This is a genomic window from Thiobacillus denitrificans DSM 12475, assembly GCF_000376425.1.
GTDB lineage: Bacteria > Pseudomonadota > Gammaproteobacteria > Burkholderiales > Thiobacillaceae > Thiobacillus > Thiobacillus denitrificans.
The window spans coordinates 30,466-48,652 of the sequence record NZ_AQWL01000016.1 but is presented as its reverse complement, the minus strand read 5'-3'; the positions used below and the strand labels follow the sequence as shown (position 1 = coordinate 48,652).

Genomic DNA, 18,187 nt, shown 5'->3' with positions numbered 1-18,187 from the left:
GGAAGATTGCGCCCACCAGGCTGGAGAGCATCAACTTGCGGGGTGTGTTTCGCTTCCCGGTTGACCGCTATGCTGACCAAATCCTGCCTTCGCGGCCAAATGCATCGATAACTGGCACCAATGGATGAAACCGACCACGGTTTGACGCCACGAATCGCAGATTTGAAAGTGAACAGGAAAGTCAATGAAATCAACGATCTACCAACACCACCTCCGCGCCAGTGCTAGCTTTTCGTACCGTCACTTATTGCACTGAAAACGAGGAGACCCCCCTTCAGACCATCGCGCAGCCAGTACAGGGCTTGCACCACTCGCATAGCTGGACGGTCTGCCCAGTAGAGCTTGCTTGGCGCCGTCAGTTTGAACTGGAGGGTCAATTTTCCCAATTGGATCGGTCGCAGTCGGCCATCGGTATGCACAATGACCTGCCCCGGCACCGCATTGGTCAGGCCCAGATCGTTGGCGGCGGTCATCCCATCAATCAGTACGCGTACCTGGTCGCGACGACCGACGGCATCGATCACGCTGCGATAATCAGGGGCGGTCAGCTGGCCGGTGAGTGAATTCATCCGGGGCTGGTCGTACAGTCCTCGGTCGATGCGGCGCAGATCATTGCTGGCGACCATGCGCTGGAGCGTTTTGTCCACCGCGTCGCGGCTACCCAGGTCGAGAAAATCCACCGGCGTCCACACTTTGGCTGCCGGGGCCTGGTTGATACGTTGCCTCACCTGTAATTTGATGACGGGCGTCGGGTTGAGCATGACTGGCTCCATGTCCGTTAATTGTATACATATATCGGACATCGGTAAGGCCAGGAATGATCGAACAAGCAGGAAGGCAAGTCGGCAGAAGAAGCCTGCCACGTTGCCTTAAATGAAAACAGCCCTTGAGGTTAGACGTCAGAAAGCACGAAGAGTCTTATACCAACCTGCTCATCAAGCTGGGGTTGGCATGGCACGTCAGGAAATACTAAAATTTGCTGTCTGTTGTGGATCGTGCCTCCAGGCACGATCAGAAAACGATTCAGGAATGCACACGGGATGGGCTAACTTGAATGCAATACCGTCATGGGAGTGGCGGCGAAAATAATAAGCTGAAAATTTCCCCCTGCAGTTGCGGAGCCGAAGGGGTTAAACCAAGAAAGGCAAAATAAATGGGTTCCGCAAAATCTAAATCCCTGCTCCCATCCGTGGAGCAGTTCAGCAATGAGTTATGGCTTGTTCATGGTCTCGCCGACAGGACCATCGACGCTTATCGGGCGGATCTGATCAATTTCGGATCGTGGCTGACCCAGCATAATGGGAAGACGCTACTCCAGGTCCACAATCAGGACATTGAGGCGTGGCTGGCAAGCCTGCTGGAGAGAAAGGTCAGCGTTCGGAGCGTGGCTCGCTATACCACTTCGCTTCGTCGGTTTTACCAATATCTCACGACCAATGGGCAGGTTGCGCAGGACCCGACCATGCGGCTTGGCAAGATCAAAATACCCCACCGCCTCCCGAACACGCCGACACAGGATGAGATGGCGTCACTGCTTGATATTACCGATCTCAATTCTCACCAAGGCATGCGTGACAAGGCCATGCTCGAATTGCTCTATGCGACCGGTATACGAGCCACCGAGCTATCTGATCTCAAGCTCGAAGACTTTGATTTCAAAAACCGTGTGATTCGAGTTTGTGGAAAAGGAAACAAGGAGCGGCTGGTGGTGTTTGGTGAAGAGGCTGCATTCTGGCTCGATCTGTATCTGAGTAGGTCAAGACCCGCCCTGAGACGGAACTACCTTTGCAATCATGTGTTCCTCTCGGTTCGCGGGAAGAAAATAAGCACGGGCGTACTCCGCCTGGTGGTGAAGAAGCACGCCTCAAACAAGGGGATCGAAAGACCCCTCAGTACTCACAGCCTCCGGCACGCCTTTGCCACTCACTTGCTGGATGCCGGTGCAGATTTGCGGGTGATCCAGGAGCTGCTGGGACATACCTGTATCAGCACGACCCAGATTTACACATTCGTAGCCACCAAACGAATGGTCACGCTTCACGCAAAGTCCCACCCCAGGAACAAGGCCACGACATCGTCCAACGATCCTGGTGGAAGTCGAACCTTGCTTCGGTCAACGAGATCGAGCTGAGCTGCTCTTGGCAGGTTTCCTGGGGGCTTTGGCTTGCGCTTGGGGGTTGCCGGCAGGCATGCAAAGCTGAGTGATAAAGGACACACCACATACCAAAATAATCGTGCTGATCGATCAGGCAGCTAGATAATAAACCAGAAAAGCGATTACGACTGTTGACACCGATAATCTGGTGGCCTAGAATTTCTACATTATCCAGAAATGCCTTTACTACTAACATGACGAAGCTGGGGCAAGTAACAAGCATTCGCATGGGTTACCCGTTCCGGTCGCGCCTTGAGCACGACGCGACGGGAGCCATCGCCGTTGTGCAGATGAAGGACATAGACGACGCCAGCTTGCTGCACGTGGAAGATGCGGTTCGGGTGGATCTGCCGGATTTCAACGAGCATCACCTGATCAGACGGGGCGACTTGGTATTTCGCTCACGTGGGCGGACTAACTCAGTGGCGCTAGTTTCGGCTGACGTGGGGCCGGCGGTCCTTGCTGCTCCCATGTTGTTGATTCGGCCCATCGAGGTGCTGCCCGCATACCTCCTCTGGTATATCAACCTACCGGCAGTTCAAGCTACGTTGGCGGCGCAGGCCGAGGGAACTTCGGTGCGAATGATCAGCAAGGCAGCACTAGAGCAGTTGGTGATTTCAGTCCCACCGTTGGAGACTCAGCGACGAATCGTCGAAATCGGACAGCTTGCCAGTCAGGAGGCAAGGATCACAACCGAATTAATGGATCGGCGTAAGGCGCTGATCGATGGAATTCTGATGCGTAAAGCTCAGGATGCCCACTGAACTCAAGTGGGCCAGGCGCCGACCCAGGTACTCGCAATACCCGGACCGGCACGTTATGAAACGCAACGTATAAGGTATCCATCATGGCAAAAACGCCTTCACCTAGCAACACCCGTTTTGTTCAGCCGAACCCCCAAGGTGGCTGGGACAACAAGAAAGCCGGCGCAAGCCGCGCAGGTTCACATCACGACACCAAGCGGGAAGCCATCGATGCCGCCCGGCAAATGAGCCAGCGCGAAGGGTCTGAGCTGAAGATCAAGAATCTGGATGGAAAGATTGCACAGTCGGATAGCCACGGACACGATCCAAAAAATATCCCCGGCTAAGACCAAGGGCGGGAGGAACCTCTCCCGCCCTTTCCAAACATCGAAGGAGTTGCGGATGAACGGCAAGATCACACAACAAGAAGTCAACTCGGCCGCCTGGGCCGCCTGCGACACATTTCGTGGCGTTGTCGATCCGGCCCAATACAAGGATTACATCCTTGTGATGTTGTTCCTCAAATACATCAGCGACCTGTGGCAAGACCACTACGACACCTATCGTCAGCAGTACGGCGACGACGACGAGCGCATCCGGCGCAAGCTGGATCGCGAGCGTTTCACGCTGCCTTTTGTCGAGTTCAAGGATGAAAAGACCGGTGAGGTTATTGAACGTTTCGCCGGTGATTTCAACAGCCTTTACGAGCGCCGTAACGCGGCCAACGTTGGTGAGTTGATCAACATCGTGCTCGACGGCATCGAGGATGCCAACAAGGCCAAGCTTGACCGTGTGTTCCGCAACATCGACTTCAACTCTGAAGCCAACCTCGGCCAGACCAAGGATCGCAACCGTCGCCTGAAAAACCTGCTGGAGGATTTCGCCAAGCTCGACCTGCGTCCCTCCCGCGTTTCCGAGGACGTGATTGGTAACGCCTACATCTACCTGATCGAGCGTTTCGCTTCCGATGCAGGCAAAAAAGCCGGCGAGTTCTACACGCCCAAGCAGGTATCCCGCCTGCTCGCCCGCCTGACCAAGCCCAAACCCGGCGACCGCATCTGCGACCCGGCTTGCGGTTCCGCCGGCCTGCTGATCGAGGCGGCGGCACTGGTAGAAGAAACCGGCAGCCGCGATTTCGCCCTGTTCGGCCAGGAAGTGAACGGCAGCACCTGGGCGCTGGCCCGCATGAATATGTTCCTGCACGGCAAGGACTCCGCGCGCATCGAATGGGGCGACACCCTCAACAGCCCGGCATTGATCGAAGCCGATCGCCTGATGCACTTCGACGTGGTGGTTGCCAATCCGCCCTTCAGCCTCGACAAATGGGGCTCCGAGCATGCCGAGTCGGATCGCTTCAACCGCTTCTGGCGCGGCGTTCCGCCCAAGTCGAAGGGCGACTACGCTTTCATTAGCCACATGGTCGAAACCGCCCAGCCGCAGGCCGGTCGCGTGGCGGTAGTGGTACCTCACGGCGTGCTGTTCCGCGGCGGCGCCGAAGGCCGCATCCGGCAGAAGCTGATCGAGGACAACCTGCTCGATGCCGTCATTGGTCTACCGGGCAACCTCTTCCCCACCACATCCATCCCGGTCGCCGTCCTGGTCTTTGACCGGGCGCGGGAAAAGGGCGGCGAGCGCGAAGCCTGCCGCGACGTACTGTTCATCGACGCCAGCCGCGACTTCCAGGCCGCCAAGACCCAGAACGCCCTATTCGACTCGCACCTGGACAAAATCGTCGCCACCTTCGATGCGCGCCAGAACGTCGACAAATACGCTTACGTCGCCCCGCTTGCCGAGATCGCCGAGAACGACTTCAACCTCAACATCCCGCGCTACGTGGACACCTTCGAGGAAGAGGAAGAAATCGACGTGGCTGCCGTGGAGCAGGACATCGAATGCCTGGAAGCGGAGCTGGCCGAAGTGCGCGCCAAGATGAAAACCTACCTCAAGGAACTGAGCGTATGACAGAGAAGCGCGTTGTCGAGCAGCACCATGAGACCTTCGAGGGAATCCGCCAGTTCGATGCCGAAGGCAATGAATACTGGGTAGCACGGGATTTACAGCCACTGCTGGAATATGCAGCCTGGGACAAATTCAAGCGCGTAATCGAAAAATCGATGGAGGCCTGTCGCCAGTCGGGTAATGAGGTCGACGACCATTTTTCCCAAACGGCGAAAATGGTCGATATCGGCTCAGGCGCCAAGCGTGAAATCGAGGACTACAGGCTTTCCCGCTACGCCTGTTATCTCATCGTGCAGAACGGCGACCCGTCCAAGCCGGTCATCGCCAATGGACAGACCTACTTCGCCCTGCAGACACGCCGGCAGGAATTGAACGATAACGAAGCCTTCGCCCGGCTGTCGGAGAATGACAAGCGGCTGGCCATCCGTAACGAACTAGCCGAGCATAACAAGCACCTTGCCGCTGCGGCCAAGGACGCCGGCGTCGAAACGCCGATTGACTATGCCATTTTCCAGGACCACGGCTACAAAGGCCTCTATGGCGGCCGGGGCGCGAAGGACATCCACACCATCAAGGGCCTGAAGAAAAGCCAGAAAATTCTCGACCACATGGGCAGCACCGAACTCGCCGCCAACCTGTTCCGCGCCACGCAAACGGAAGAGAAGCTGCGCCGTGACCAGGTGCGCGGCAAGCAGAAGGCCAACCAGACTCACTTCGAGGTCGGCAAGAAAGTACGCCAGACCATCGACGAGCTGGGCGGCACCATGCCCGAGGCGTTGCCGACGCCGGAGAAGAGCATTCAGCAGATTGAGAGCGCGAAGAAGAAGCTGGAGAAGAAGAAATGACTTTGGGAAGGCTCACGCCTTTGCTCGTGGGGCAATGCCCCGACGACTGGCAGCAGGTATTTATTGATGAGGTCACTGAGCTACTTACAAACGGCTACGTTGGCCCTTCGTTGCCATATCAAACAGACGACCCGGAAATTGGAGTTAGATATCTCCAGGGCTTCAACGTAAGGCCGAACAAAATTGATTTCATGAATGCCACTTGGGTTACCAAGGAGTTTCACGAGAGGAATCAGAAGAGCTGCCTTCGTGAAGGTGATCTTCTGGTAGTTCAATCTGGCCATATCGGTACCGCAGCGGTTGTTCCGCCAGCAGCCGCAGGTTCAAATTGCCACGCTCTGATCATAAATCGCTTTCAGCGAAACAAGGTCGACCCGTACTTTGTTTGTCACTACGTTAACTCTGAAATCGGTCAGGCGCGGTTGCGTGGTTTGGAAGTTGGGTCCTCCATGCTCCACATCAATACCAGCGAGCTTGGACGATTCATTTTGCCTTTACCTCCACTGGCCGAGCAGCGACGTTTGGCTGCGATACTAGGGACGTGGGATGCTGCGATTGAAAAAACCGAACAACTGATTGCGTCGAATCGGCGACGAAATGAGGCTCTATCGAATCACCTGCTGTTCGGCCACGCTCGCTTTGGACAGCGCAATACCAAGACCACAAGGACCCTTCATTGGTTCTCCGCCCCAAGCGACTGGCAGGTCATGGAGATCGGCAAGGCCGCCCGGGAGGTGTCAGCGCTAAATAGTAACGACAGCGATTTGCCGGTCCTTTCCTGTACCAAATACGACGGGCTGGTCGATTCGCTCACATATTTTGACAAACAGGTGTTCAGCCATGACACCTCGAAATACAAGGTTGTCAGGCACGGCCAATTTGCCTACGCAACTAACCATATCGAGGAAGGCTCCATCGGGTATCAGGATTCGGTGCCCGCTGGATTGGTCAGCCCGATCTACACGGTTTTTCAAGCCGATGCCAAGATGATCGACGACGGTTATTTATACAAGCTGCTCAAGACTGAAAAGTTGCGCCAGATTTTTGCGGCGAATACCAACTCCTCCGTGGATAGGCGCGGTAGCTTGCGCTGGAAAGACTTCGCCCGCATTCAAATTCCGCTACCGCCGCTCAATGAGCAACGGGAAATCAATGCCGTGCTTGACGATGCCAAGCGGGAAATTGCTCTGTTGCAAGCCGAGGTCAAAGCCCTCAAAACACAGAAACGCGGCCTGATGCAAAAGCTTCTCACCGGCCAATGGCGAGTGAAAGTACCTGAGGAGGCCAACCAATGACTGAAGTGGTTTCGTTTCAAACGGCACTCGAAATGGCTGACCTATATAAAAAGCGCCATCTCTTACTGGGAAACGGCTTCAGCATTGCCTGTGACCCAAGCATTTTCACCTACCGCTCGTTGTATGAGCAAGCCCGGGAAACCCATTTCCTCGCCATTCCAGAGGCAGCGCGGATGTTCGAAGTGTTTGATACCAAGGATTTCGAAGAGGTGATCCGTGCCTTGGAAGATGCCGCCAAGACGTTACCCGTATTTGAACCAGCGGCACAACACACAGCCGACAAGATGCACTGCCAAGCAGGTGAATTGAAGACAGCGCTGGTACGAACTATTGCAGACAATCACCCCGAAATTCCTAACCATATTGTTGACGAAAAATTTTGGTCATGTCGTCAGTTTTTGTCCCATTTTCTCAACGCCAGTAACGACGGTCGAGTTTACACAGTCAACTACGATCTCTTGCTGTATTGGGTAACACTGCACGAGGATCAACCGTTCAGCGACCCTTTGTCGTTAACGATCAACGACGGCTTTGGGCGTGGTGGAGTGGGCGACTTCACCGACTACGTTACATGGCAAGGTGAGACGAGTGCCCGCGATCAACGAATCCACTATCTTCACGGTGCTATCCATCTGTTCGATTCTGGCAGTGAGCTCAAGAAATATACATGGCGAGACAAAGGCGTACCTATTCTCACTCAGGCCAGATTAGCGATGGAGCACGATATGTTTCCACTATTTGTCGCTGAAGGTAGCAGTGAACAGAAGCTGACCAAGATCAAACATAGCGCGTACTTGTACCACTCCTACAAGAGCTTTTCTGCACAAATGGAGCAGAAAGATCATGCGCTATTTATTTTTGGCCACTCATTTTCGGACAATGACAACCATGTACTCCGGAAAATATCTGACGGCAAGGTGGCGCATCTTTTTGTGAGCGTCCAAGGATCATTGGATGACGAAAACAAGCGATCGTTTCGTGAACGGGTAAATGCCGTGGTGAGGCAGCGTGAGAGAAATGTGCCCTTGGTCGTTACCTTTTTTGACGCCGCCTCAGCGAATGTATGGGGGAGCAGCGTATGACTGCTTTCCGCTTCGATGAGAAACACCTCTCGCAAATCCCCGCGCTGCATTTGCTTGCCAATCTCGGCTACCGCTATCTGACGCCGGAGCAGGCACTCGCGATGCGTGGCGGGCGTCTTTCCAACGTGCTGCTGGAAGAGGTGTTGCGCGAGAGTCTCAAGCGCATCAATCGCATCCAGCACAAGGGCGAGAACTATCTGTTCAGCGAGGAAAATATCCAAAGCGCCATTCAGCGGCTGAAGAACGTGAAGTACGACGGCCTGCTGAAAACCAACGAAGCGGTCTATGACTTGCTGACGCTGGGCGTGGCGCTGGAGCAGTCGGTGGAAGGCGACGTGCGCAGCTTCACGCTCAACTACATCGACTGGAAGAATCCGGAGAACAACGTCTATCACGTCACCGCCGAATTTTCGGTGGAGCGCACCCGCAGCCACGAGACGGCTCGGCCGGACATCGTGCTGTTCGTCAACGGCATCCCCTTTGCGGTGATCGAGTGCAAATCGCCCAATACCGAAGTGGCGCAGGCGGTGTCACAGATGATCCGCAACCAGCGCGACGAGTACATCCCGACGCTGTTCACTTACGCCCAGTTGGTGATCGCTACCAATAAGAACCACTGCAAATATGCCACCGTGGGCACGGCGGCCAAGTATTGGGCGGTGTGGCGCGAGGAGCAGGAAGAGAAGGACGAGGACGGTGCGGCATTGCGCGCGGTGCTCGACCAAGCCTTACCGCAGGAGGCGAAGGCTGGGCTTTATGAGTTGCTGGCCGAAGGTTTTGGCGTGCGCGAACCCGATGCCGAGTATCTGGTGCGTCGGGCTCTGACCGAACAGGACCGCACGATTTACGCCCTGTGCCGGCCCGAGCGTCTGCTGCGCATGGCGCTACAGTTCACGGTATTCGATGGCGGGCGGCGCAAGATTGCCCGCTATCAGCAGTTCTTCGCGGTGGAGCGCATTCTTGGGCGGATGAAGCAGCGCGACGATGCCGGGCGACGGGCCGGCGGCATCGTCTGGCACACCCAGGGCTCGGGCAAGTCGCTGACGATGGTGATGCTGGCCAAGGCGTTGGTACTCGATCTCGATATCCGCACGCCACGCATCGTGCTGGTCACTGACCGGGTCGATCTCGACAAGCAACTCGGCAACACCTTCGCGGCCTGCGGTCTGACGCCGGATCGGGCTGAATCGGGGCGACATCTGGTGGAGTTGGTGGCCGAGAACAAGGCGCATATCGTCACCTCGCTGATCCACAAGTTCGACAAGGCGCTGTCCACACGCAAGTTCCAGGACGAATCCACGGAAATCTTTGTGCTGGTGGATGAAACCCAGCGCACGCAACTGGGCATGTTCTCAGCACGGATGCGGCAGATGTTCCCGAACGCCTGCTACATCGGCTTCACTGGCACGCCGTTACTGAAGCGCGAGAAAAGCGACGTGATGCGCTTCGGCGGCATCATCCATACCTATGCCATCAACCAGGCGGTGTCGGACGGCGCCATCGTGCCCTTGCTCTACGAAGGGCGTCTGGTGGAGATTGAGCAGAACAAAGCGGCGATTGATGTCTGGTTTGAGCGCCACACCGAGGGGCTGACGTCGGCGCAGAAGGCCGATCTCAAGAAGAAATACGCGCGGGCAGAGATGCTTAACAAGGCCGATCAGGTCATCTATATGCGGGCCTTCGACATCAGCACGCATTTCCAGCAGAACTGGCAGGGCACGGGTTTCAAGGCACAGCTGGTGGCACCCTCCAAGTTAGCGGCGCTGAAGTACAAGGCTTTTCTGGATGATATCGGTGAAGTGAGCAGCGAGGTCATCATCTCTGCGCCTGACGAGCGGGAAGGCTTCGACGACGTGGACGACGACGAATCCACCGATGAAGTGGTCGCCTTCTGGCAACGCATGATGAAGCGTTATGGCGATGCCGAGGCTTACGAGACGCAGATCATCAATGCCTTCAAGCACGGCAGCGACCCGGAGATTCTCATTGTGGTCAGCAAGCTGCTGACCGGCTTCGACGCGCCGCGCAACACGGTGTTGTACCTTACGCGCAAGCTGAAAGAACACACCCTGCTGCAGGCCATTGCCCGCGTCAATCGTCTCTACGACGATGATGAGGGAGCCAAGCCCAAGGAGTTCGGTTACATCATCGACTACGCCGGTGTGCTGGGCGAACTCGATCAGGCGTTGACCACCTACAGCGCACTGGAGGGTTTCGAAGAGGGTGATCTCGCCGGAGCCTTGACCAGCATCAACGACGAGGTGCGCCAACTGCCGCAGCGCCACGCCGAGTTGTGGGATGTGTTCAAAACCGTGGCCAACCGGCAGGATGAGGAAGCCTTCGAGCAACTGCTGGCCGACGAAAAAATCCGTGAAAACTTTTACGAACGGCTCTCGGCCTACGCCAAGACGCTGGCTATCGCCATGTCTTCCGAGGAATTTATCACCACAACCCCGGAGAACCGTTTCAAGGCTTACAAGACAGACCTCAAGCGCTTCACCAATCTGAAGGCGGCGGTGAAATTGCGCTATGCCGAGTCCATCGACTACCGTGACTACGAACCGAAGATCCAAAAGCTGCTCGACACCCATATCTCGGCCAACGAGGTGCTGAGGCTCAATGAACCGGTCAACATTTTCGATAGCGCGGCCTTCCAGCAAATCGTGGAAGAGCAAGGCCATGGCAAGCCGACTGCCGCCAAGGCGGACATGATCGCCCACGCTACCAAACGCGCCATCACCGAGCACCTGGACGAAGACCCCGCCTTCTTCGAGAAATTCTCCAAGCTGATTCAGCAGGCTATCGACGATTACCGAGCCGGGCGGATTTCCGATCTGGAGTATCTGAAACGGGCCAGCGAGATCAAGGATGCGGTGGTCAATCGCAAGACGGATGATGTACCAGCTGTCCTACACGGCAACGATCACGCAATTGCCTGTTTCGGTGTCCTGGAGCCGTATTTCGGTCGGCATGTTGCGGATGCCACGCAGGCAAAGGCAGTGGCGGCAGAGGCGGCGGTCAGCATCTGGGCCATCGTCGAGCGAAACCGGGTCGTGGGATTCTGGGACAACCTGGATGCGCAGCGCCGGGCGATGAACGAGATGGACGACTTTCTCTATGACCAAATCCGGAATGAGCGGGGCATCCCCCTGACTACCGAGGAAATGGACGAGATCATCAATCGATCGATGCAATTGGCCAGGCACCGGATGCAGACGTGAAGAAGGTGCGGCAAGAGATTATTTTCGGCACTGAAACCATCGGCTACGAAATTCGATTCCTGCCGACGCGTCGCACGCTCGGGATCGAGGTACACCCTGACTTGTCTGTAGTCGTTCGCGCGCCTGCCGACTGCGATTTCGAGACGATCCATGCCAGAGTTGGCAAACGTGCCTCATGGATCAGCAAGCAACTGACCAATTTTCAGCGCTACAGCCCGAGAACGCCGGCACGGCAGTATGTGAGTGGGGAAACGCATCTCTACCTTGGGCGGCAATATCGGCTGACGGTCGTGACCGGGGAATTAGCTCCAGTGAAGATGAGTCGCGGTCATCTGGTGCTGACAATGCCAGGCAAGGCTGATTCTGATCGCGTGAAGGCACTGTTGCACCGTTGGTATCTTGATCATGCCCGGAAGACTTACATGGATGTGCTGGATGAATTGGTACCCCGTTTCAAGGGACACCAGCGGCCACGTCTGATCGTACGGGCAATGCAGTCGCGCTGGGGCAGCTTGTCGCAGGCCGGAACGATGACGCTGAACGCCAATCTGGTTCGAGCACCTCGAGCTTGCATCGAGTATGTGGTGGCCCATGAACTTTGCCACCTCAAGCACCGTGATCACAACGCCAGTTTTTTTCGCCTGCTCGGGCAGGTGATGCCGGATTGGGAAAAACGCAAACAGCGGTTGGAAATAGCACTTCTATGAATAACGGCTCAGACGTAAAAAAAGCCACCCCGAAGGGTGGCTGCAATACGTAATCAAGCAAGCAGCTGCTTGGCCAGGGCGACTTCAATGCTGTCCCCCGACTGATTCAGGACGTCCAGGCCGGAATCCGGCATGTCGCCAGATGTTGACTGAGACACGGCGATCTTCTTTGCCATGAGTTCCAGGCATCCCATCTGGGCCGATCCTGCATAGCCCAGAAAATGCACATCCACGTCCTGCTTCTGGCCGATCCGCCAACTGCGACGGGAGGCTTGCTGCAGGGTATAGACGTTGTAACCGCTTTGCATGAACACGATGGTCGGGAATTCCAGCATGTCGAGCCCGGTTTTGACCAGCTCAAGGTTGGTGATGATCACCTCCACACCGCGGTCAACCTGATCAAACAGCCAATCTTCCCGCTTTGACGCATCGACGCTTGCCCTCAACACCGCTGTCTTGAAACCTTCCTTTTCAAGAAAGTTTTTCAGTCGGGTGGTGGTGTCACGAGTGCCGGTGTAGGTCGAGTACACCAGAATCCTCCGGCCTCGCGTCTTCTCCGCTTTGCAAATACGCAGCAGTTCCAGCTCTTTCGGACTTGCCTCGGTGCCGCTCATCAACGCCGGCACGAAAGCGAGTTGCTGCTTCGATCGGGGATGGCGAACCAGCTCGTCACGGAAGCACGTATCCGGCCAGGCCAGCAGCACATTCAGGACAACGCCCAACAAGCTGGTGTCGCCCTTCCTGAGCGCCTCACGGAGATCTTCGCGCAAGCTCATGCTCAACTCGCGGTAAATCCCGGACATCGCCTCCGTCATAGGGACTTCCGTGAAATGCTCTCGGTAAGGCGGCAGAACATCGCCGCCTATATCCTTGAGCTTCAGGAACACCGTCTGTGGCAGCACATAGCGCATGATGCCCTTCGGGCCGAATCCTGGTCCCTTGGAGGTGCGGTGCGTGATGTTCTTGCCCCGCGCCGTGCGATGCGACTCGCTTTCAGTCTCCTTGAACACGTCCTTCAGGATGCCGTGATCGCGCATGAACGACATGCCGGCAGGCCCAAGCGAATTGCGGTTGTTGTAGCCAAAACCGTCCTCAATCATCAGACCCGGGTTAAGCCGGTGCAGGAGATAGAACAGATCGTCGGCATAGCCGCCCATCAGGGTGCCGGTCAGGAGCAGAGTTTTCTGACACTTGCGTGCAAGAACACCCATCGCCTGCCCTTGCGCGGATCCCTCGTTCTTGTACTCGTGCCCTTCATCCACCACGAGAAGGCCGAAGTATCCCTGCGGAAGGTAGCGCTTGATGAACTCGGTTGCCTGGTAGCCGCCCTGCCCGAAGGAGAACTCGGTGTTGGCCATCGCACGCTCCATTCTGCGCGCCTGCCGGTCTGTAAAGAACAGATCGCCTTTGTCGTCCATCAAATTGATGAACTCGTAGACGTTGTCCTCAAGCATCCCGGACAACATGTCCTCACCGAACCGATCCAGCAGCCTGTCGGCAGTTTTGGAACCGATGGTCGGTATCTGACGCAGGCTTTCCATAACCAGCTCACGCCGGGATTGGGTGTTTCCACGTTTCGACACCAGCGTCCAAAGACGTTCTCCGCATGACACCCTGTCTTCCAACAGCGCGCCATCCACTACCCGCTTCACCGACTGCTGATTGGTGCAACAGGATCGCGTCTGATTAAGCCTGCTTTCAGCCAAGCTCGCTGGCAATGGGTTGCCCTCGTCATCCACCAGCAATGCGCCGCACTTCGGACAGGATGCATAGGTTCTCACCTGCTTGTCCTGGCCCTCACCCACGATAGTCCGCTTATGGGTGTAGGCCGGCTTCCAGTTGAATCCCATGCGCATGCGCACACGTCCCATGACAAAGAACTCTGGAACGACCGGCTTCTCACGCAACTCCCGTAACTGCAGGAGTTTGCGCAACGTGTCTGGGCCGTTGAGAATCCAGACCCGGGCATTAGGCACCGTCGCCTTGATTTCGCGCCGCCACTTGTAAACAAGATGCGGTGGCGCGATCACCAATGTGCGGCGATAGCCCTCCTCGTGCATGACTGCCGCGGCGGCAATCGCCATCATGGTTTTACCCGTACCCATTTCAGCGTTGATGATCGCTGCGGGCTGGGCTTCGTCGACCAGAAGGCGCGTTACAGCCTGAACTGCATCCTGCTGAGGCGGAAAAGGCTTGCGAAGCAACGCTTCCATCAGGATGGCATGCCTGGAATTCGGCACACCATCGTAGATTGGCGGATTCTGCTGCTGAACCGCGCTCAGTAGCCCTTCCCCGAACTCGTGAATGAAATCGCTCAAAGGAATGACTTCCTGCTGCGATACTTCAATGACTGCTTCCATGACGACTCTCCTAAAAAACGCGGAGGCAGCCATCCCCTTGCGGGGTGGATGCACCCCGCTGGGTTGAATTGAATTAAATCCCGGCCTCCATGCCCTTGTGGGGACATCGAGGCGTTCCGGTCTCAGGGACTGACCGGACTCATAAGGCGATGCGTGACGCGCATCGGTCGGGCTGTAACTGACAGCCAGCAGTGAAACACCACAAAGGCCCGGAGCCTTTCTCCAACACGCCGGCATCAGCCCGCTCGTTCGAGAAAAGCCCCCGGAGGGGCGGTTAAGAATCAGAACATTGCCTGCGAAGAATCATCCATACCGATCCTCCAGCGACTGCTTGATCTGAGTCATGGGGATGGGCTTAAAGTGGAAATCCAACTCGGCGCCGACACCTGTACCAACAAGCTCTGTAATCGGAATATATCCATACTCGGCATTGATCAAGTCACCGTGCAGGATGGCATATCCGAAAGCCTGCTCGACCTCCCCTTCCCTGTCCTTCTCGGTGATGTACCAATGGCAATCACCCAGAAAATAGTGAAGGTGTGCAATGGCCTCGTCGCCCTTGCCATCTTGCTGGTACGTTACCGGCATGCCTTCGACAGTGGCCGCAATCTCAACCATTTTGTCGAAAAAAAACTGCCGTTCTTCTCCATTCATACATGTGGCCACGATTTGCTTCTGTCTCTCTGGCATGAACAGCCGAAGACGAAGGAATGCTTCAACTGCATCACGTCGACTGACAGAGTTCACTTTTCCGTCAAGGCGGGGGTCTGCCTCGGGAGAACGGGCCGATGGAGTCGGCCGTCCGGGTATTTCAATCTGAATGTTGTCTTCAAATAAACGCATGGTGTTCCTCCTCGAATAATCCAAGAGGGGAACACCCCTTGCGGGAATGTTCCCCGCAAGGGGGTTTGAAAAAATTCAACGAATCGAAACGACTGTCCCAAAACCCGGACCCGGGGTGAAGTCGATGCCGGTGATGCTTGGCACAAACTTGTCCGTATAGGTCAGGATTTCTGACACGGACCCATCGGCCCGGGTCTCGAATGTCGTCTTGAGATCACGCTCCTTGAAGGTGTCACCTTTGATCAGGAGACGCCTTCCATTGCCAGACTCCACCACACCCGAGATTTGTCCTGCTGCCAGCGCCAGCGCCAAATGCCAGTCTGAAAGCGCGCGCAAGGGCCGGCGGTGCGTGTCGCCAGCACGCACAAAGTGCGTCCCGAACATCGGCCAGAGCGTATTCTTGCGAACACGCTCAAGCTCAGCCTGGAGCTGGGGACCGTCAATGCGAATTGACGTGAAGCGTGCTTCGGCCTCCTTGATCTGTGGAACCAGGAACTGCTCACCTTGCCAATACTCCGGCAATACGGCTGGCACTTCCCCGCGACCACAGGCCTCAAGCAGCTTCTGCACGCCTGGATCCGCTCCGTCTGCACGACGCTTGACGCCAAACACGACGCACTGCCTGAATCGTGTTTCCGGCGCCATGAATACCTGAACCTGCTCGAAGTGCCGGGCAATCATTCCGGAGAACTCCTTGTCCAGAACGTAGTGCGGAACGATGAGCACCATGACACCGCCGAACTGCAGCCAGGCAACCGTCTTGCGATAGAACACCTTCTCAAGACGATCACCCCGGGAACGATCTCCCGTAGCCGCCTTGTCCGATACGACATCGCCATACGGTGGATTCAGGAACAGCAAACCCTGACTTCTGGCAGACACAAACACATCGTTCACATCACTGTGCGCGACTGTGTCCAGTATCCCCTTGGCATGCCACGCACGCTCCGCATCGAACTCGATGCCATTGGCCACGACAGATGCTCCGCATTGAACCAGGTGGTGCTTAACTTCAGCCAATGCCGTTCCTTCGCCGCAGCACGGGTCAAGAATACGCAGTTGCCCACCACCAATGTCGAGCGTCTGGAGAATCCGGGCCAGCGTCACCTCGTCCGTCGGGAAATATCCATTCTTGATAAAGTTCTGGGCCAAACGAGGATAGATGAGGCTCATGCCGACACCTCGCTTTCCGGCTCATCCAACACCATAGCCCCGTCGATTTTTCCCTGCAGTGCAATGATTTGCGGGATGCCGAAGTCGCTTTCTGTGTAAGCAATTTCGCTGCCACCGTAGCGGTACGACTCATCCGCCCACCTGTGTGCTTCCTGCTTTTCTGCAAGGAGCAAATCCAGCCCCTGGACAATCAGGTTCACCTCAGACTCCGAGAACGCTTCTCTCATCATGATGATCCCATTTAGATAATGCCCAGAAGGCTGAGCCAGCTATCTGGGTGGTCGGACTCGACACAATCCCCTTCCGGGGTTTCACATACCGAATCGAGCACCCACTCCTCGATTTCGGACATTGACGGCACCTGATACGTCTGTCCGCGCCACTGAATCGTTTTGGGAAATACCATTGCTGCTCTCCTAAATGAAAACGCGGAGGCAGCCGTCCCCTTGCGGAGTGGATGCACCCCGCTGGGTTGATGAATTGAATCCCGGCCTCCATGCCCTTGTGGGAGCATCGAGGCGTTCCGGTCTCAGGGACTGACCGGACTCATAAGGCGATGCGTGACGCGCATCGGTCGGGCTGTAACTGACAGCCAGCAGTGAAACACCACAAAGGCCCGGAGCCTTTCTCCAACACGCCGGTTTCACCCGCGTGTTCGAGAAAAGCCCCCCGAATTGGCGGGGCATATTGCCAGATGTCTCAAACGAAGTATCTGTAGTTTTCGAGTGCTTTGGCACCTTCCAGGCGTGTTCTGAATGATCCAATGCGGGAGCCATCCACCCACTCTGCTTCCCAATGCCCTGGACGCCCGCTCAGCATGCCAATTCGCCCTGGGCATGGGGTGCCGTCCACCAGAAGGCGAACTTCGTACATTCCTGCCTCACGGCGGGTGATCTGATAGGTGCTGATAGCCACCATACGACCCTCCAAAGAATCGCAGAGGCAGCCATCCCCTTGCGGGGTGGTTGCACCCCGCTGGGTTGATAAATCGCTGATGCTACGCAGCCATGGCGTTGGCGCTTCGAGCCTGTTCGAGGTAAGCCTCTTCCTCGCCATTCAGGCCGATCATGCCTGCCTGAACCATTCTCGACACGTCGTCCGAAAATGATTCGGTCAACATGACTTTGGCTGCAGTTACCTTCCCGATCGGTGGATGGTCGCTGTCTTCAAGAAAACTCACGCACTCGGCATGGGTTGCCCGTATGACTACGTCCCTCCAGCTATCGAGTAACGGAACAGGTGAGAGGGTCTTGTACAAAGACCATATCCCCTGCAGCAATCGAGGCCTTGCTTCCGGTGTAAATGGCTCGTCCAGCATGAACCACGCGGTCTTGGTAGACCTGTCAGGCTTTAGCAGGGCTGCATCGTATATCCAGGTATGGACAAGGTTCCCAAAGAGGTTGTCCCTGGGTAATCGTCCGCTGAATTTTGTGAGCCGGTCCGGACTGCGTACATGGACCTGCTCGACCGAGCGGCCATCGCCGTCATTGACTGGCGTGAGGCGGAAACCAGACAAGCCTCCGCAGCTTTCCTTCAGGGTGAATGCGGCGAGAAGCTGCTGAATCGCAGTGTCCCGACCGTACAGGGAGAGGAACATCAACTCGCCAGATTCGTCCCGGATGCAAGCATCCGCATACAGGTCAGAGAGTTCCGATATTTTGTAAAGCATGGCGTGCTCCTGGAAAAAAGGGGAGCACTTTCCCGGAGGGGAGTCGTGACTCCCCATGGGGTGGTTGAAATGCAATGGAATTCCAGATCCGCAGACCCGCCGTTTTCAGGAACTTAACGGCATTCAATGGCGATG

At 56.2% G+C, this 18,187-nt stretch carries 16 protein-coding genes; 9 read left to right on the top strand and 7 right to left on the bottom strand.

The window, feature by feature from the left end; all coding sequences use genetic code 11:
- Positions 1 to 224 precede the first annotated feature (224 nt).
- Positions 225 to 761, bottom strand: coding sequence for a DUF6088 family protein (locus tag B059_RS19635; RefSeq protein ID WP_018079459.1), 537 nt, complete (start codon positions 759 to 761; stop codon positions 225 to 227).
- A 392-nt stretch (positions 762 to 1,153) separates the two neighbouring features.
- On the opposite strand from B059_RS19635, the gene B059_RS19630 reads away from it, so the two are divergent.
- From B059_RS19630 to B059_RS0116965, 9 genes are all read left to right on the top strand, one after another.
- Positions 1,154 to 2,131 carry a tyrosine recombinase gene (locus tag B059_RS19630; RefSeq protein WP_018079458.1) on the top strand — a complete coding sequence of 326 codons (978 nt, stop codon included), beginning with the start codon at positions 1,154 to 1,156 and terminating at the stop codon, positions 2,129 to 2,131.
- 218 nt (positions 2,132 to 2,349) lie between these two features.
- Positions 2,350 to 2,919, top strand: a complete 570-nt coding sequence (locus tag B059_RS0117000; protein WP_018079457.1) for a restriction endonuclease subunit S — start codon at positions 2,350 to 2,352, stop codon at positions 2,917 to 2,919.
- An 83-nt stretch (positions 2,920 to 3,002) separates the two neighbouring features.
- On the top strand, positions 3,003 to 3,245 hold the full coding sequence (locus B059_RS20525) for a DUF2188 domain-containing protein (protein WP_081601680.1): 243 nt from the start codon (positions 3,003 to 3,005) through the stop codon (positions 3,243 to 3,245).
- A gap of 55 nt (positions 3,246 to 3,300) precedes the next feature.
- Complete coding sequence (locus B059_RS0116990; protein ID WP_018079455.1) at positions 3,301 to 4,860, top strand: type I restriction-modification system subunit M; 1,560 nt, start codon at positions 3,301 to 3,303, stop codon at positions 4,858 to 4,860.
- The gene (dinD, locus tag B059_RS0116985; protein WP_018079454.1) at positions 4,857 to 5,702 is read left to right on the top strand and encodes a DNA damage-inducible protein D; all 846 of its coding nucleotides are present in this window, start codon (positions 4,857 to 4,859) and stop codon (positions 5,700 to 5,702) included. The genes B059_RS0116990 and dinD overlap by 4 nt, the downstream gene beginning before the upstream one ends.
- A complete protein-coding gene (locus tag B059_RS20520) occupies positions 5,699 to 6,997 on the top strand; it encodes a restriction endonuclease subunit S (protein WP_081601679.1) in 1,299 nt (432 codons plus the stop codon). Before dinD ends, B059_RS20520 begins: the two co-directional genes overlap by 4 nt.
- A complete protein-coding gene (locus B059_RS0116975) occupies positions 6,994 to 8,079 on the top strand; it encodes a DUF4917 family protein (protein ID WP_018079452.1) in 1,086 nt (361 codons plus the stop codon). Before B059_RS20520 ends, B059_RS0116975 begins: the two co-directional genes overlap by 4 nt.
- Entirely contained in the window at positions 8,076 to 11,300 is a 3,225-nt protein-coding gene (locus tag B059_RS0116970; protein ID WP_018079451.1) for a type I restriction endonuclease subunit R, read from the top strand. Before B059_RS0116975 ends, B059_RS0116970 begins: the two co-directional genes overlap by 4 nt.
- Positions 11,297 to 12,007 (top strand): M48 family metallopeptidase, encoded by a 711-nt coding sequence (locus tag B059_RS0116965; RefSeq protein ID WP_018079450.1) that lies wholly within the window; start codon positions 11,297 to 11,299, stop codon positions 12,005 to 12,007. Before B059_RS0116970 ends, B059_RS0116965 begins: the two co-directional genes overlap by 4 nt.
- A 53-nt stretch (positions 12,008 to 12,060) precedes the next feature.
- On the opposite strand, the gene B059_RS0116960 is transcribed toward B059_RS0116965, so the two are convergent.
- The 6 genes from B059_RS0116960 to B059_RS19615 all read right to left on the bottom strand — a co-directional run bounded on the left by B059_RS0116960 (position 12,061) and on the right by B059_RS19615 (position 18,052).
- Positions 12,061 to 14,367, bottom strand: a complete 2,307-nt coding sequence (locus B059_RS0116960; protein ID WP_018079449.1) for an SNF2-related protein — start codon at positions 14,365 to 14,367, stop codon at positions 12,061 to 12,063.
- Between the two features lie 303 nt (positions 14,368 to 14,670).
- Complete coding sequence (locus B059_RS20095; protein WP_157273808.1) at positions 14,671 to 15,210, bottom strand: hypothetical protein; 540 nt, start codon at positions 15,208 to 15,210, stop codon at positions 14,671 to 14,673.
- 75 nt (positions 15,211 to 15,285) lie between these two features.
- Positions 15,286 to 16,383 carry a DUF6094 domain-containing protein gene (locus B059_RS0116950; protein ID WP_018079447.1) on the bottom strand — a complete coding sequence of 366 codons (1,098 nt, stop codon included), beginning with the start codon at positions 16,381 to 16,383 and terminating at the stop codon, positions 15,286 to 15,288.
- On the bottom strand, positions 16,380 to 16,583 hold the full coding sequence (locus B059_RS0116945) for a hypothetical protein (RefSeq protein WP_157273807.1): 204 nt from the start codon (positions 16,581 to 16,583) through the stop codon (positions 16,380 to 16,382). Before B059_RS0116945 ends, B059_RS0116950 begins: the two co-directional genes overlap by 4 nt.
- A gap of 41 nt (positions 16,584 to 16,624) precedes the next feature.
- The gene (locus B059_RS21145) at positions 16,625 to 16,789 is read right to left on the bottom strand and encodes a hypothetical protein (protein ID WP_018079445.1); all 165 of its coding nucleotides are present in this window, start codon (positions 16,787 to 16,789) and stop codon (positions 16,625 to 16,627) included.
- A 591-nt stretch (positions 16,790 to 17,380) separates the two neighbouring features.
- Positions 17,381 to 18,052: a hypothetical protein gene (locus B059_RS19615; RefSeq protein WP_018079444.1), complete on the bottom strand. Its 672-nt coding sequence runs from the start codon at positions 18,050 to 18,052 to the stop codon at positions 17,381 to 17,383.
- Positions 18,053 to 18,187: the final 135 nt, after the last annotated feature.